Annotated in this window: 13 protein-coding genes and 1 pseudogene; 11 read left to right on the top strand and 3 right to left on the bottom strand. The window is 58.0% G+C overall.

Features of this window, described 5'->3' with window-relative positions; genetic code table 11:
• Nucleotides 1–169: 169 nt before the first annotated feature.
• From NLX71_RS27015 to NLX71_RS09855, 7 genes and pseudogenes are all read left to right on the top strand, one after another.
• Nucleotides 170–3,994 (top strand): annotated as a pseudogene (locus tag NLX71_RS27015) (Lhr family ATP-dependent helicase); the annotation flags it as partial.
• Nucleotides 3,995–4,019: 25 nt separating this feature from the next.
• A complete protein-coding gene (locus NLX71_RS27290) occupies nucleotides 4,020–4,454 on the top strand; it encodes an Lhr family helicase (RefSeq protein WP_483874626.1) in 435 nt (144 codons plus the stop codon).
• Between the two features lie 92 nt (nucleotides 4,455–4,546).
• Complete coding sequence (locus NLX71_RS09875; RefSeq protein ID WP_254363430.1) at nucleotides 4,547–6,142, top strand: IS1634 family transposase; 1,596 nt, start codon at nucleotides 4,547–4,549, stop codon at nucleotides 6,140–6,142.
• Nucleotides 6,143–6,161: 19 nt separating this feature from the next.
• Nucleotides 6,162–6,548: a hypothetical protein gene (locus tag NLX71_RS09870; RefSeq protein WP_254363429.1), complete on the top strand. Its 387-nt coding sequence runs from the start codon at nucleotides 6,162–6,164 to the stop codon at nucleotides 6,546–6,548.
• Between the two features lie 28 nt (nucleotides 6,549–6,576).
• A complete protein-coding gene (locus NLX71_RS09865) occupies nucleotides 6,577–6,789 on the top strand; it encodes a hypothetical protein (protein WP_254363428.1) in 213 nt (70 codons plus the stop codon).
• A 149-nt stretch (nucleotides 6,790–6,938) separates the two neighbouring features.
• Nucleotides 6,939–8,303: a dicarboxylate/amino acid:cation symporter gene (locus NLX71_RS09860; RefSeq protein WP_254363427.1), complete on the top strand. Its 1,365-nt coding sequence runs from the start codon at nucleotides 6,939–6,941 to the stop codon at nucleotides 8,301–8,303.
• A 119-nt stretch (nucleotides 8,304–8,422) separates the two neighbouring features.
• On the top strand, nucleotides 8,423–9,301 hold the full coding sequence (locus NLX71_RS09855; protein WP_254363426.1) for a VOC family protein: 879 nt from the start codon (nucleotides 8,423–8,425) through the stop codon (nucleotides 9,299–9,301).
• On the opposite strand, the gene NLX71_RS09850 is transcribed toward NLX71_RS09855, so the two are convergent.
• The 3 genes from NLX71_RS09850 to NLX71_RS09840 form a co-directional block, all read right to left on the bottom strand.
• Complete coding sequence (locus NLX71_RS09850; RefSeq protein ID WP_309248934.1) at nucleotides 9,298–10,095, bottom strand: HAD-IIA family hydrolase; 798 nt, start codon at nucleotides 10,093–10,095, stop codon at nucleotides 9,298–9,300. The two genes, NLX71_RS09855 and NLX71_RS09850, sit on opposite strands and share 4 nt — an antisense overlap.
• A 144-nt stretch (nucleotides 10,096–10,239) precedes the next feature.
• Complete coding sequence (locus tag NLX71_RS09845) at nucleotides 10,240–11,940, bottom strand: sensor histidine kinase (RefSeq protein ID WP_254363425.1); 1,701 nt, start codon at nucleotides 11,938–11,940, stop codon at nucleotides 10,240–10,242.
• Complete coding sequence (locus tag NLX71_RS09840) at nucleotides 11,933–12,646, bottom strand: response regulator transcription factor (protein WP_302058158.1); 714 nt, start codon at nucleotides 12,644–12,646, stop codon at nucleotides 11,933–11,935. Before NLX71_RS09840 ends, NLX71_RS09845 begins: the two co-directional genes overlap by 8 nt.
• Before the next feature lie 318 nt (nucleotides 12,647–12,964).
• Here NLX71_RS09840 and NLX71_RS09835 point away from each other — a divergent pair, with 318 nt between their 5' ends.
• The 4 genes from NLX71_RS09835 (at nucleotide 12,965) to NLX71_RS09820 (ending at nucleotide 16,111) form a co-directional block, all read left to right on the top strand.
• Entirely contained in the window at nucleotides 12,965–13,462 is a 498-nt protein-coding gene (locus NLX71_RS09835) for a cysteine dioxygenase (RefSeq protein WP_254363422.1), read from the top strand.
• 366 nt (nucleotides 13,463–13,828) lie between these two features.
• Nucleotides 13,829–14,611: an ABC-2 family transporter protein gene (locus tag NLX71_RS09830; protein WP_254363421.1), complete on the top strand. Its 783-nt coding sequence runs from the start codon at nucleotides 13,829–13,831 to the stop codon at nucleotides 14,609–14,611.
• Between the two features lie 98 nt (nucleotides 14,612–14,709).
• Complete coding sequence (locus NLX71_RS09825) at nucleotides 14,710–15,162, top strand: NUDIX hydrolase (protein WP_254363420.1); 453 nt, start codon at nucleotides 14,710–14,712, stop codon at nucleotides 15,160–15,162.
• 490 nt (nucleotides 15,163–15,652) lie between these two features.
• The gene (locus tag NLX71_RS09820; RefSeq protein ID WP_254363419.1) at nucleotides 15,653–16,111 is read left to right on the top strand and encodes a chemotaxis protein CheX; all 459 of its coding nucleotides are present in this window, start codon (nucleotides 15,653–15,655) and stop codon (nucleotides 16,109–16,111) included.
• Nucleotides 16,112–16,174 lie beyond the last annotated feature (63 nt).

Here is a 16,174-nt window from a genome sequence, read left to right as displayed (position 1 = left end):
GGAGGGAAGTTACAGTGTGAATAGGTTAGATTTAATTTAGTCGAATGAATCGTAGCACCCAGTTTCAAATGTGTCAATGGAAGGCCGCGGCCCGGACGGCGGGGGAAGACGGAATTCGCTCGGATGTGCCGATGCCTGGTTTTTGGTATGATACCGATATCGAACAACTATGTTTGAAAGAAGCTTAGGGGAAGAAGGGGAAACGAACATGGATGCGGAGTCGCCAATCGGGTTTCATCCGCTGCTGACCGCCTGGTTCGGTCAGACGTTCGGGGAGCCGACGGAGGTGCAACTGCGGGCGTGGGAGTCGATCGGCTCGGGCGCTCATACTTTAATCGCCGCGCCGACAGGCTCGGGCAAGACGCTTGCGGCGCTGCTGCCCTGCCTGGACCGGATCGTGACCGGCAAGGCCGCGGACGGACCGGTCCGAGGAGTAAAGCTGCTGTACGTCACACCGCTGAAGGCGCTGAACAACGATATTCACCATCACGTTGTCGGCTTTATCGATCAATTGGAGCGGACGGCGGCGGAGACGGGCTTGCCGTGGCCCGGACTGACCGTCGGCGTCCGTACGGGCGACACGACGCAGAGCACCCGCGCGTCGATGCTGCGGCAGCCGCCGGACGTGCTCGTGACGACACCCGAGTCGCTGTATATTTTGCTGACGTCTCTGAAAGGCAGAGACATGCTGCGGACCGTTGGCCATGTCATTGTTGACGAGATTCACGACTTGGCTGAGGGAGCCAGAGGGCTGCACTTGTCGGTAACGCTCGAGCGTCTCGTCGCTTGGTGCGGACGTTCTCCGCAGCGCATCGGCGTATCGGCGACGCAGAAGCCGATCGAGCGGGTCGCTCGTTTTCTTGGAGGCTGGGAACCCTCGGAGACGGGGGACGCGAACGGAGAAGCGGGAGCAGAGGATAGCGGGTCGGATAAAGCTCAAGCCGGAAAAGCTGCGGGATCGGATGATAGTGGGGCGGCGGGTATGGACGTAGAAGCCGGTAATGAAACGATTGCGGACGTCCCTATGCGGCCTCGTACGGTGAACATCGTGGAGAGCCGGATGCACAAAGCGCTTCAGCTTGTCGTCACGATGCCGGAGCAAACGTTCATTACGCAGGACAAGCAGGAGGCCGTCTGGGGACCGGTCACCGAACGCCTCGTGAAGCTCATGGACGTAAGCAGATCCGTGCTGATTTTCACCAACAACCGTCGGCTTTGCGAGCGGCTGACGCTGCGGTTGAACGACCATGTTGGCTACGAAATGGCCCGCTCGCACCACGGCAGCGTCTCCCGGGAGCAACGGCTTGAGGTGGAGCGCGCGCTCAAGGCGGGCGAGCTTCGCTGCCTCGTGGCCACGTCTTCACTGGAGCTGGGCATCGACGTCGGCCATATCGATCTGGTGGTGCAGATCGACTCGCCGAAGAGCGCGGCCGCGGGAATTCAGCGCATCGGCCGGGCCGGACACAGCGTCGGCAGCGTCAGCCGGGGCGTTATTCTGGCGCGCAGCCGCGGCCAATTGCCGGAATGCGCGGTGCTGGCCCGCCGCGTGCTGGAGCGCGACATCGAGGAAATCCGCATCCCGGTGCAGTCGCTGGACGTTTTGTGCCAGCAAATTGTGGCGATGGTGGCGGGGGGCGACTGGACGATCGACGAGCTGGCCCGCGTGCTGGCCGGCAGCTACGGGTACCGGGATTTTCCGCGCGAGCGGCTGTTGGACGTGCTGCAGGTGCTGTCCGGGTACTATCCGTTCGTTCGTCCTCTTCTGGACTGGAACCGTGATACAGGCGTACTGTCCCGCCGCGGGGTAACGGCCATGGCCGCCATTATGGGAGCCGGCACGATTCCCCAGAGCAGCGCCTACCCGGTGCATCATGCGGACAGCCGCGTGCACATCGGCGAGCTGGACGAGGAATATATTCACGAAAGCCGGGTCGGCGACGTGTTTCAGCTCGGAACGTCGTCCTGGAAAATTCAATCGATCAAAAACGACCGGGTATACGTCGTCGAAGCGGGCAACCGGTTCAGCGAAATTCCGTTTTGGCGGGGCGAAGGGCAGGGCCGCACGTATGAACTGTCGCGGGACATCGGGAAGTTCATGGACGACTTGGAGCGTCGGCTGGAACGGGAGGAGCCGCACAGCACGCTGGACTGGCTGATCCGGGATTATGGGCTGGACGCCGGAGCTGCGGGCGAGCTGATCGCGCTGGTCCGGTCGCAGAAGGCCGTGTCGGCGGTACCGACGCACCGCCGCATCGTCATCGAGCGGTTCCGGGACGAGATGAAGCAGTGGCATGTCATCGTGCACAGCACGTTCGGCCGGACGTTCAACCGGACGTGGCTGCTGGCGCTTCGGCAGCATGGGGAGGAGCGGCTCCCCGTGCGGCTATTCGCGAATGCCAAGGACAACGGTATTCATTTCGTCTTGTCCGGCGCCGACGAGGGCCGCCAGCTTCGTGGCGATGCTTCGCGGCGTGACGTCCGTCCGGCTCGAAGCGCTGCTGCGCGAAGCGGTTCCGTCTTCGCCGCAGTTTGGGGCGGCGTTCCGCCGTCTCGCTGAGACGTCGCTGCTGCTGTCGCGGAGCTTTACGCGCACGCCTGCGTGGAAGAAGCGGCTGCGCAGCGAAGAGCTGCTGCGGGAATCGCTGCCGTACGCCGAACGGTTTCCTTTTCTGAGCGAGGCGATGCGCATTTGCCTGCAGGAGGAGCTGGACATGCCGCGGGTGCGGGAGGCGCTGGAGCAGATTGAAGCCGGATCGCTGGAGGTAAACGTGCGCGAGAGCCTGTTTCCTTCGCCGCTGGCTGCTGCGTTTCTGACCGAGTTCATGGGCGCTCAAATCTACGAGTCCGACGCCGTCGGCAAAGATATTCAACTGCAGCTGCTCGGCTTGGAGCGGGCGCAGGCCGGGCGGCTGTTCGGCGAGAGCCCGGTGCTGGAGGCGGGGCAGCCGGACCGGGGCGCTGTAGAGGAGGAGCCGTGGCCCGCTCCCGCTCCGCTGGAGCAGCCGGAGACGCTACTGCGCCTCCTGAAGCAGCGAGGCGACCGGACCGCCGCGGAAATTGCGAGGCTGGCCGCCGATAGCGGCGCTGATGAGGCGCAGCAGCAGGCGGTGGGCGGGAGCGGCCCGGGTTCGGCAGAGCCTGCGGGCGCGAAAACGCAAGCGGAAGAGATCGGCAGGCTGCTCCGCCGCTTGGAAGAGGAAGGCCGCGTGCGTCGGATCGAAGTCGGCGGAGAAAAGCGCTGGATCTGCTCCGACGAAGCGGATACGTATGCACGGTTTGCAGACGATCCGCTGGCCGTGCGGTTTGTGCTGACCCGTTATATGGAGCATCGCGCGTCGTTTACGGCCGAAGAGCTTGCCGCCCGGTACGGCGCGGCTTTGCCGCTTGTCGAAGACCTTGTAGGGCAGTGGGCCGCGGACGGGACAATCGAACCGGCCCTTGGCGGGAACGAAGCCGGACCGCGGGCTTGGGTGAGCCGCGAAACGGCAGAGCGCCGTATCCGTATAGCCGAACGGGCATTGCGCGAGCAGGCAGAGCCGATCGATCCGGTCCGGTACAGCCGGTTTTTGATGGCCGCGCAGCACGTCCTTCCGGGCAGCCGCCTCAGCGGAGAAGAGGGGCTCCGGGACGTGATCGGCAAGCTGCAAGGCTGGTTTTTGCCGCTGCCGGAATGGGAGGCGTCGGTATTTTCGCTGCGCTTGACCGATTACCGCAAAGAAACGCTTGATCGGCTGTGCGCGGCGGGCGAGGTGATCTGGATCGGGCGCAAGGAAGCGGGAGAAAAGGAAGGCCGGGTCGCCTTCTTTTTGGCGGAAGCGAAGGAGCTTTACACCCCTCTGCTCAAGCGGGGAGCGGCTTCGAAGCACGAGCCGCTGCTGGAGCTGCTCCGGCGCAAGGGCGCAAGCTTTCTGTCGGCGCTCAGCCGCGAAACGGGAAGCGTCCCGTCGGAGCTGACGGCGGATTTGATCGAGCTGGCTTGGGAGGGGCTTGTCTCTAACGACCAGTTTGCGCCGCTGCGCATGAACGGAAGCGGCAGGAAAACCGCCGCCAAAAGTGCCGCCAAATTCCAATCCGGCCTTGGCCGCTGGTATGCGCTGGAGACGCTGGCAGAGGAGCAGCCGAGCGGAGGCGATTCGCTCGGCGCTTGGGTAAAGCAAGCGCTGGACGGCAGCGCGCTGCTTACGCGGGACCTCGCGGGTACGCTGCTGCCGTGGTCCTGGGACGACGTGTACGGCTCGTTGAAGCAGCTGGAGCTGTGGGGGATGCTGACCCGCGGTTTCTGGGTCCAAAATATTGCGGCGATGCAGTTTGCCGCGCCGGAGACGGTAGGGCGTCTCCGCGAGGCGGTCTGGGAAGACGGAGGCGGCGAAACGGTGCTGCTTCCGGCCGCCGATCCCGCCAATCCGTTCGGATTGACCCTGAATCCCCGCGATATTATAACGAGGCTCCCTTAGAACCCTTGTAATGTCGCGGTTTTTTGGTCATTTTTACCTTGCCAATTGCAGTAATTCCACGTTATAATTATAACGTGGAATGGGGAGATCATATGCCGCTCATTTATCTGAAAAACAAGAATAATGGCATTACATACGTCTATGAGTCCGAAAATTACTGGGACAAAGCGAAGAAGCAATCTCGCAGTCGCCGCACTTGTATTGGAAAGCTGGATTCGCAAACCGGAGAATTGATTCCATCGAAGCGATTGACCGCATCGCATCGTCCGGCGAAGCCAGGTCCGGTTCCCGTGACGGAAACGAAACGCTTATACGCTGGTGCAACCTATTTGTTGGACGCCATAGGTGAGAAACTGGGCATAACAGCGGACTTGAAACAGTGCTTCCCTGAACAGTACAAGCTACTTTTGTCGATTGCCTATTTTCTGATTTTGGAGGACCCTAACCCGCTGATTCGTTTTTCAAAGTGGGCGATTACACATCAGCATCCTTATGGTAAGGATATCCCTTCTCAGCGTAGCAGCGACTTTTTTGCTTCCATTACAGAAGAAGCCCGGGAACGCTTCTTTCGTCTGCAGGGCAGACGACGGGCGGAAAAGGAGTACTGGGCCTACGATACGACAACCCTTTCGAGTTACTCGGAATGCTTAAAACAAGTCAAGTACGGAATGAACAAAGAGCACGATCCGCTCCCGCAAATAAATCTGGCGCTACTGTTCGGCGAGCAGTCGAATTTACCGTTTTACTACCGTAAGCTCCCTGGTAACATTTCGGATGTGCAAACGGTGAAGAAGTTGCTCGCGGACATGGACTTCCTCACCTACAAGAAGATCAAACTGGTCATGGACCGCGGTTTTTATAGTGAAGCGAACATCAATGCCATGTACCAGCACCATCTGAAGTTTCTGATTGGCGTGAAAGTCACACTTAAATACGTACAAGAGAAATTGGAATCGGCCAGGCCTCAACTGCAGAAATGGGAAAACTTTCATCCGGATTACAACCTGTATGCACAATCGACCACCATCACATGGAAGTATACACAGCGGCGACCGTACAAGGGCGACGTGCTGGAGGGAGAGCGCCGGGCGTATCTGCACCTTTATTTTAACAAAGAGAAGGAAACCGAGGACGCCTACAAATTGAATCGGCTACTCGCAAAGCTGAAAGCAGAACTGGAGAGCGGAAAACGCGATCCCGAGCATGAAAAGTCCTATGCCAAATATTTTGAAGTGAAATCTACGCCCAAACGCGGGACTGTTGTAAAGCCCAAACAGGAAGTCATTGATGCGGCTGTCAAGAATTATGGGTATTTCGCGCTGCTCAGCAATGAGATCAAAGATCCGATCGAAGCGCTCGTCGTGTACCGAAACAAGGATTTGGTTGAAAAAGCATTCGGAAATCTGAAGGAGCGTCTGAACTTTCGTCGGATGGAGGTTTCCTCTGAACGCAGTCTGGACGGAAAGCTGTTTGTTGAATTCGTGGCACTGATCTATCTGTCGTACATCAAAAAGGTCATGCGCGAGAAAAAGCTCTTCCAGCGCTACACAATGCAAGGGTTGCTCGATGAACTGGACGTGATTGAGTGCTACGAACGGCCCGGGCGGGATTTGAAATTCGGAGAGATCACCAGACGCCAGATTGAACTTTATGAAGCACTGGAAATCTCAGCGCCTGCCTCGTTATAATTTGACCGGGGATTTAGGATTGACGGTAAAATGGCCGGCGGTGCCGGGCGTCGCTTTTGCCCGTAAGCCGGGCAACGATCTCGTATTTGCCCGTAAGCCGGGCAACGATCTCGTATTCCGCGGCGGCCGTTGGGTGCTGTGGTGCGAAAATAACGGCAGGCGCATGCATACGCTGCATGGGTTAGCTGACGCGCCCGAGGAGGCATGGCTGCCGGAGGAAGAGCGGGTGCAGACGCTTCGGGCTGTGCTGCAATCGGTTTTGAAGAAGCCGGGCGTCCGCAAAGTGGTCATCGAGACGTGGAACGGGGAGCCGGTGCTGGATACGCCTGCGGCGGGGACGCTGCGGCAGCTCGGAGCGGAGGCCGATCGCGCTTCGCTCGTCCTGTGGCCGAGCTCGTTGCGATAAATTTTACTTTTGGGAGTGGAAGAACCGGATGAAAAGCATAGAAGAACGGTTGAACGAATATAAAGAAAGGGCGGGCTCCGTTAGCCGGGAATCCGGCAGGGCGGCTCAAGACCTCGCGATGGAGCTGATCGGAGAAATCGAGAGGCTGGCGGGCGAAAACAAGCGGCTGCGCAAAGCGCTCGCGCAGTCGGCGGACCGACGGTACGAATCGACGAAATTAAGAGACGCCTTAAGAGAATAGCCGGTTTATGCCGCACTGTCGGATGGTCCGCGAAAAAATAAATAAAGCCATAAAATACTAAATACTATTGACAGTCACAGAAAATGGGAATACAATACCTAGTAAATGGGTTGGGATTATTAGATATACTCCCGAGGAGGCGTAGGTTTGTGAATTCCCTGTATATTGCCAGCTGGGCTGTGGCTGTCGTAGTCCTGCTGTTGCTATTTTTCGCGGCCAAGAAAAAGGTGGGTTTCGGGACACGCGTATTAATCGCCATGGTGCTCGGCGTGGTCGTCGGGGCAGTGTTCGGTAAAGAGGCAACCGATCTCGGAACGATCGGTTCCATATACGTCAACCTGATCAAAATGATCGTTATGCCGCTCGTCGTGGCAACGATCATTTCCAGCATTACGTCCATATCCGATCCCAATATGCTTCGAAAGATCGGAACGAAAACGATCGCCTTATTCCTGATCACGACCGGCATCGCGGCGGTCATCGGTGTCGTCGTTGCGGTGATCATCGATCCGGGCGCGGGCATTCCTTACGTGCAGGATGCGAAATTCGCCGCCAGAGAAATACCGTCGTTCCTGAAAGTGTTCATGGACCTCGTACCGGCGAACCCGGTGAACGAGATGGCCACCGGCAAGGTCGTGCCGGTCATTATTTTTGCCATGTTCGTCGCGGTCGCCATTACGATCGAAGGCAACCGCAAACCGGAATCGGTCCGGCCGATCAAGGATGTGATTCAATCGTTCGCCGTCGTGATGTTCCGCGTGACGAAGCTGATCATCCGCCTGACGCCTTACGGCGTGTTCGGATTGATGGCGGCGATGGCTGCGAAATACGGCCTCGCTTCGCTGCTGCCGATGGGCAAAGTGGTGATCGCCGTTTACATCGCTTGCTTGCTGCACTTCGTTCTGACCTACGGCTTCCTGGTCACGTTCGTGGCGCGGGTCAATCCGATCCGCTTCCTGAAAAAGATTTATCCCGTGCTGGCCGTCGCTTTCACGACGCGGAGCAGCTATGCGACGCTGCCGGTCAACCTGGAGGTGATTACGAAGCGGCTTAAAGTATCCGACCGGATCGCCAGCTTCGTCGCCCCGCTGGGCGCAACCATCAACATGAACGGCTGCGGCGGCTTGTATCCGGCGATTGTGGCGATCTTCGTCGCCAAAGTGTTCGGCATTGATCTGACGATCACGCATTATCTGCTCATCGTCGGCTCGGCAATGATCGCTTCCATCGGCGTGGCCGGGGTGCCCGGACCGGCTTCGATCTCGACGACGGTCGTGCTGGCCAGCGTCGGTCTTCCGATCGAAGGGATGGCGATGGTGCTCGGCATCGACGCGATTCTCGATATGGCCCGGACGGCCATCAACGCAACGGGTACAACGGTCAGCTCTCTTGTCGTCGCCGTAACGGAGAAAGAATTCGACCGCGAGGCGTTCAACAATGGAGCGGACGAAGAGCTTGATAGCTATGACGTATCTTCGCGCAGCGGCGGGTCCAAAACCGTCGTCAGCGGTTGACAAATGCCAAACACCGCTCTTTTGCAGGGCGGTGTTTGTTCGTTTCCGACGTTTGTTTGGATCGGGATATGGTAAAATAGGGCGAACTCAGCCTCAGTTTCTGCAAAGGGGGAACGCGAATGGGGACCAACGCGGTTCAAGCGGACTTGCTGCTGCGCGTGCCGGAGGTGACGGCGGCGCTGCGCTTTTACGAGCAGGCGCTCGGCTGGGAGCGCCTGGAGCTGAACGCGGCAGAGGGCTGCGCGCTGCTGCGTCAGCCGGGCGGCGAGATCGCGCTGCTCGCCGCGGAAGGCATGGCGGCGGAGGCGCTCCGCCGCCTGCAAGCTCCGGCATGCCGGGAGCTGTCGCCCGGCGGCCGGTTTTATGTGACAGCGCCGCCCGGCGAGGCGCTGGAGCGGCTCCAGCAGCGCGCCGAGGAGGTCGGCGGGCGCTGTAGGGACGAGACGGAGCCGGGCTGTTGGCGGACGGTCACGATCACGACGCCGGAGGGCTACCGCGCGGCGTATTGGAAAGAGCTGTTTCCGAGCGACGAGGAAACGCTCGCTTTGTTCGCAGCGGGGCCGGACCGGCTGGAGGCCGCGCTGGAAGGGCTTGGCGAGGCCGGGCTCGATCTGGCCCGGGCGCCCGGCACATGGAGCATCCGCGAGCAGGTGCTCCATGTGGTGGATTTGGAGCTTGCGGCGCTGCACAAGCTCAAGTTCACTTTGGCCGGGCCGGAGCGCGGACGCGCCTACAACGGCAACGGCTTCTCGCAGGACGCGTGGGCCGCGGGCATGCGTTACGCCTCGCGGCCGGTCCGCGCCGAGGTCGCGCTGTTTCGGCTGCTGCGCGAGCACGTGCTCAGCGTATGCGAGCATACGCCGGGAGCGCTGGCGCGCAGCGTCATCGCCTCCGGCAGGGAAGAGACGGCCGGCCGTCTGATGAAAATGATGGCCGGCCACGCGAACGTCCACATTCGCCGGATCGGCGAAATCCGGAAGCAGCACGCCATCGATTAGCCGAGACTTTCCGCCAGCTCCATCAAATGCGTGCAGATCCGCTCGGGACGCACGCCCGTTCGTGCGATCTGCTCGTCCACATTCGAGGCGTTGGCCAGTCCGGTCAGCACGAGCGCCGTCCGGCATCCTGCGTCCGCCCCGCCGCGAATGTCGGTGTTCAAGTTGTCCCCGACCGTCCAAATCTCCGCAGGGGCTAACCCCAGCTTGGCGACAGCGTAGCGCATAATGATCGGCGAAGGCTTCCCGATCACAACGGGCGGCGTTTCGCTTGCCCATTCGATCGAAGCCGCGATGGAGCCCGCTCCCGGCGTCAGCTCGCCGTTCCACGGCAGCAAGTGATCGGGATTCGTCAGGATGTACGGGGCTCCGCCGCGGATGTGACGGACGGCTGCAAGCAGCTTGCCGTAGTGGAACGCCCGGTCGATGCCTTGTACGACCGCAGTGACCGTTCCTTCCGGCGCGTCCGCTGTGACGGGTTCGAAGCCGCCGTCCTTCAGGGCCGTTCTCAGTCCTTCCTCGCCGATACACAGCACGCGTCCGTTCCGGGCGCCGGTCTCCTGCAAATACATCACAGCGGCTTTCGAGGACGTGAGTACTTCCTCCGGCCTGGCTTCAATCCCGGTCTTGATGAGGTGGGCCGCAACTTGCTCCGGCGTCCGAGACGAATTGTTGGTCACATAGAGGAACGGGTAACCTTTCTCCCGCAGCCAGCGGATAAATTCCGCCGCATACGGGATCGGACGGTCCCCATGGTACAGCGTTCCGTCCAAATCCAGCAAAAATCCATGACTCATGATCCGATTCTCCATTCTTGAGGGGCGTGCCGCACGGGCCCGCCTCGTTGCTGCGTTGTCCGATCCATTATACCGCGCACAGCTTTCCAAGGCGAACGTGTCGCTTGATTCGCCTGCGCCTGAATAACCCAAAAAGCCGGCATCCTAAGATGCCAGCTTCAGCTTCACGTAAAAATGGATTTCGCCGTTCTCCGACTCGGCCCAAATGGTGCCTTCGTGCGATTCGACGATGCTTCTTGCGATCGCAAGACCCAGTCCCGAGCCTCCGGTATCCGATGTCCGGGCTTTATCGACCCGGTAGAACCGATCGAACAATTGCTCCAACTCGTCGCGGGTCAAAGCGTCCGCTTTGTTGGAGATCCGGATGATCGCGTGCTCGCGTTCGCGGATCATGCCGAAGGTGATGACGCTGGGCTTAGGGCTATATTTGATCGCGTTGCCGAGCAGGTTTTCGAACACGCGGATCATTTTGTCCACGTCGATGCGCACCAGCAGCCGCTCCTGCGGCAGGCTGCGAATGAGCGTGAGCTGCTGCTCCTCGCTGAGGGTCACATATTCCTCCAGCAGCTGCTCCAGCACTTCGTTGATCACGACGCCCTTTTTGTGCAGCGGAACGTCATGATTGGAGAGCTTTGTAAATTCGAACAGATCGTCGATCAGCCCTTTCAGCTTCTCCGATTTGCTGTAAGCGATACTGGCATAACCGGCGGCTTGCTCGGACGTTTCGAAATTTTTGTCGTGCAGCAGTCTTAAGTACCCCATGATCAGCGTCAATGGCGTGCGCAAATCGTGCGAAATGTTCGTAATCAGCTCGTTCTTGAGCTGTTCGGCGCGCCGTTCCTCTTCGATTCTGCGCTGCAGATCCGTCACCATAAAGTTCATGTCCCGCGCCAATGATCCGAGCTCGTCTTGGGAGCGCTCGATGACCCGATGATCCAGATTGCCTGTAGCGATAATCCGAAGACCGCTCGCAAGCTCCTCGATATATTTCATTTTCCGCTGTGTTAAAAAGTAGAACAGAAAGATAAAGACGGCGAGCGAAGCCAAGATGGAAAGCGGGTTCTCGCCCTTATGGTAGCTGATGTTCGGTTGAGGGATGCCGCTGACGATTAAGTATGCCTTCTGATTGTTATACGTCACCGGGTAAAAGCTGGAAAACTCCGAACGGGAATCGGATTCCCGGTTGCGCGTTTCCATTGCGTTGCGGATAACGTTGTGCACGTCGACGTACGTTTCCGGCGCATTTTCGCTGCGGAAGACGACTTTGCCTTCCAGATCCGTAATGACAACTTTGAGCTTGTCGTTGGTAACGAGCCGTTTGACCGTAGTCTCAAAATCTTTGTGGCGGTCGGCTTCCTCCTTCGCTTGCGAATTGGCCGCCGGGGCCCCGGGCACGCTGCCGGGCTCTTCTTGACCGTTCGCATGAGGGACAGGAACGGCTGTGCCGGGTTTGGGCGTCTGCGTCGCCCCGCTGGGAGATTCGTTGCTTGTCCCGTTTTCGTTGCTGCTGCTGCGCCTCGGAGGCGTAAGGAACCGGTCCGCGAGCGAGCGGGCTTCACGATCGATGCTTTCCATCCCTTGACTGTAATCGATGACCGTGTTCTGGTTGACGGCGCCGAACAGCGCCGAACTGATGCCGTAGAATGCCAGCGACACGCCGAAACAGAAGGCAAAGGTCAGCATCAGCTGCAGCCGGATGCTGCACTGCACGTGATTGCGCGCCATTCTGTAGAGGTCTTGGAGGAACAGGATCATGCCCCGCAGCAGATTAAAGGGGAACCAGGTGAACGGGAAGCGGTCAAGCATGGGCTTGCGCGGCGGTTTGATCTTTTCTTGTTTACTCAACTTTATATCCCACTCCCCAAACCGTTTTAATAAACTTCGGTTTCCGCGGATTGTCCTCGATTTTCTCGCGAATTTTCCGAATATGAACCATCACGGTATTGTCCGAATCGAAATACGCTTCCTTCCATACGGTCTCGTAAATTTTCTCGATGCTCCAAACCGTACCGCGATGGCGGGCCAGCAGCTCCAGGATGGCAAATTCGCGCGGGGTCAGCTTAATGTCCCGGCCGTCCAGCTTGACCTCATGCGTCGCGGTATTGATCGTGAGCTCGTCGATCTCCAGCTCGTGTTCCTTATTCGGGCGCTGAACATTGAGCCGGGTATAGCGGCGTAGCTGCGACTTGATCCGGGCAATCAGCTCAAGCGGATTGAACGGCTTGGCGACGTAATCGTCCGCGCCGGTGCTCAAGCCGAGAATTTTGTCCATGTCCTGGCTTTTGGCGGATAGCATGATGATCGGCATATGCTTCTGTTCGCGTATTTTCAGACAGGCTTCGATGCCGTCCATTTTCGGCATCATGATGTCGAGCACAATCAGATCGACATCTTCCTTTTGCAGCACGCTTAACGCTTCGATGCCGTTGCTTGCGCGCAGCAGGCGATAGCCTTCGTTTTTTAAATAAATTTCCAGCAAATCGATAATTTCTTTCTCGTCGTCGACGAGCAATATTGTAGGCTGCGCCACAGGGGCCGACCTCCTTTTCATCCCAAAAAATCTCGGTTGTTGCGGAGTGGAGTCGGCGTGCATTCCGGGCGGCGCCGACGACAAAAAAAGCATATCACGCCGGGATAACCTTGACAAACGGCATGCGGGCCACTCTCCTTTCCGAACGTTGACTGTCACCTAGTATAGCCGGCAAATCTTAACGACGAACGATTCAAAATCTTAAAACATTCTTAAGGGAGAGCTGGAAGCCGCCGCCGTTTTTTACGAAAAGTTCACTTTTGGTTGAAAGAGGAATATATTAGATTATAAAATGAACTTATTAAAGCGGTAAAAAAATGTTATGAACGGAGGAACCCCATGAGTCGAATCGAAACGATCGAACGGATTTTGAACGCGCTGCTGCCCTTGCGCAGAACCTCGCCCAAGCAGCTTCAGGCGATCATGAGAGGCATGGATTTGTCACTTGAAGCTTTATCGCCCTACATTGCGGAGCCTGCGGACTTGCCTTACGGAAGAACATGCCTGTACCGGAACGATGCCGCCGAAGCGGTGCTGATCCATCTCCCTCCGGGTACCGAAACGTACATTCACGATCACGGGGCTTCCGTCGGTTGCTCGAGGCTGCTCGAAGGCACGCTGACGAACCGGATGTTCCGGCTGGACGGTTACGGGTACCCTTGTTTGTCCGGGGAGGTTGAAATCGAGGAAGGAAGCTATTATTACGCGCCGAAAAAACAAATTCACCAGCTTCGCAATTCCGGCCCTCAGCGCGCGGTGGCCTTCCATCTGTATGCTCCTGCGCCCACTGGGAAGTCGTATTTTCCATATGAGCAGGTGCTCGATTATGTGATCTAAGTTCTTGCGATTTTCAGCGCGGGTGCAACCTTCGGAGCGGCAGCAGCATCCATTTCCATATCATGACAGAGGAGGATGGAGAGATGCCGAAATCCGGAGTCATCATGAAAAAAACAATGCCATTGCTGCTGGCTGAACAATTTCATCTTGTCATTCCTTACAACGCATGGTAGTATATAACAATTAACGTGGAAGGGCTTCTAGGGAACCGACGGCCGAACGGCCGGGCGAACCAAGCGAAGCCGGCGCGCTGCTCCTGGAGCCGCGCTACACCGTAGGGATAAAAGACCTCGTGCAAGTTCCGCCGACAAGGCGAAACGGCATGGGGTCTTTTCTGCTTTAGCAGAGGAAAGGAGAAGGAGGAATATGAATGCGATACGGGCCGAAGGGCTGACCAAACGGTTCGCCGTGAAACGGAAGGAGGAAGGCTTCAAGGCCGGGGTACGTTCGCTGCTGCACCCGCAGTACAGCGAGAAGACGGCGGTACAAGGCATGGGGCTTTATTTTCATCGGTTTCCGGTCGTGAACGGCTGGGAGCTGCAAGACGTGATGATGATGTGGGCGGTGAGCGCCGGCGGCTTCGGCTTGTCCGCCGTGCTGTTCGGCAATGCGTACCGGCTGGCCTCGCTGATTGCTGGCGGCCAGCTTGATCTGTACCTGACGCAGCCGAAGCCGGTGCTGCTTCATATCCTGGTCAGCCGGATGTCCGTCTCTGCGATCGGGGACGTGCTGTTCGCCCTGCTGCTGTATGGGCTGTTCGGGGACCGCTCGCCGCTCGGCCTGCTGAAATTCGCGTTGGCGCTGCTGATCGCGCTGCTGATTTTTCTATTCTTCGTGGTGACGACGCAGTCGCTCGCCTTCTACATCGGGCAGGCCGAGGGCATCAGCCAACAGCTGTTCAATGCGATTATGACCTTCTCCACTTATCCGACGGGCATTTTCAGCGGCTGGGGCCGGCTGATTTTGTTCACGGTCATCCCCGCCGGATTCATCAGCTATTTGCCGATCGGACTGCTGCGGGAAGCGGACCTCGCGTTCACGCTGCAGGCGCTTGGCATGGCGGGGCTCGTGACCGCGGCCGGTCTATGGTTCTTTCAGCGCGGCTTGCGCCGGTACAGTTCCGGCAACGCGATGGGGCTGCGGATGTGAAATCCGTCCGTAGAGATGTATAATGGTTCTGGAACGAACGGACAAGCTTGATTTTAACGGCCCTATGATAAACGACGACACAGCGGAGGACAACTTATATGAGTGCGACCGAAAAAGAGTGGTTCCGGATACACAGCGCCGTGTATCTGCTCCTTGTGCGGGACAACAAGCTGCTGCTGCTTCGCCGGACCAATACCGGTTACGAGGATGGCAAGCTGAGTCTGGTAGCAGGCAAAGTGGACGGGAACGAAGAAGTGAAGCGGGCGGCTGCGCGCGAGGCGTGGGAGGAAAGCGGCGTCCGGGTGGACCCGGCCGATCTGGAAGTGGCGAGCGTCATGCACCGGAATTCGGATACGGGCGAATGGATCGATTTTTTTCTGACCGTGAAGCGATGGGAGGGGGAGCCGTACAACCGGGAACCGGAGAAATGCTCCGAAATGGCATGGTATCCGCTGGACGGTCTTCCGGAAGATATGATTCCCCATGTGCGCCAAGCGGTTGAGAACGCGCTGGCGGGCGTATTTTACGACAGCTATGGATGGCAGGAATAAGGCAGGCGGCGGAGAGACCCGTTCGGGTAGCTTGGCCGCCTTTTGTCATCTTAGACGAAAATTCGACGCTTGTGTCGATTTATCGTAGTAAGCTGATCGGTATTTTGCTAGAATAAAGGTAGCGAGGGGAGGACGGATGTTCGGTTCATCGTCGGTGCCGAGGCCGAAGCGCCGCATGCTGCAGTCGGTTCGATGCGGAAGGGCGCTGGCTGGACGGACAGTTCGTTGCCGAGAACCACGCCATCAGATGTACGAGCCCTGCTTGCAGGAGAGAGCCGGCCCCGGCGAAGTCCCCGGGAGTCACTTGTTGTGTGTTTAAAGAATCCAGACCGTTTCTTCGAAGGCTGCTTCAATCCTATGATTTTTGTTATATTTCACACGAAACACGACAAAAGTTCTATACTTGCATCATGAATTTAGGTATAATGAAATAACAAAAAAGTCCTATGGAACTGAGGCATATTGTCGAAAAAAGGAGACCGGTCATCTTATGAAGGCAGAGCTTATCAACCCGTTTTTAGAGTCGGCCAGAATCGTCATCGAACAAGTCGCCAATGTACGACCGACCACCGGACAGCTCGGCATCAAGGACGTGAAGTTTGCTGAAAAATACATTTGGATTCAAATCGGCATGACCGGACAAATGGAAGGGGACATCGTCTTCGGATTGCACGAGGAAGTCGCGCTCAAGGTCGTGTCCGCCATGATGGGCGGATTCTCGATCACCGAAATGAACGACATCGGCAGAAGCGCCATCTCCGAGCTCAGCAATATGATCAGCGGCAATGCCAGCACGATGCTGTTCAACCAAGGGGTCCGCGTCGATATTACGCCGCCCAAGCTGCTTCATTCCGCGCATGCGGCCGGCATCAACGCGCAAAAGGCGCTGACGATCCCGCTGATTATGGAAGGCATCGGGGAACTGGATATACAAGTGCTGATGGCTTAACCAAGCGGCATGTTCTATAGTTGAAATGACAAGTCCATAACGTGTAAGCTGTAAGCGAACGCT

The sequence above is a fragment of the Paenibacillus sp. MZ04-78.2 genome (assembly GCF_024213375.1).
GTDB lineage: Bacteria > Bacillota > Bacilli > Paenibacillales > NBRC-103111 > Paenibacillus_G.
Note: the sequence above shows the minus strand (reverse complement) of the source record. Positions and strands in the feature narration are given on the sequence as shown.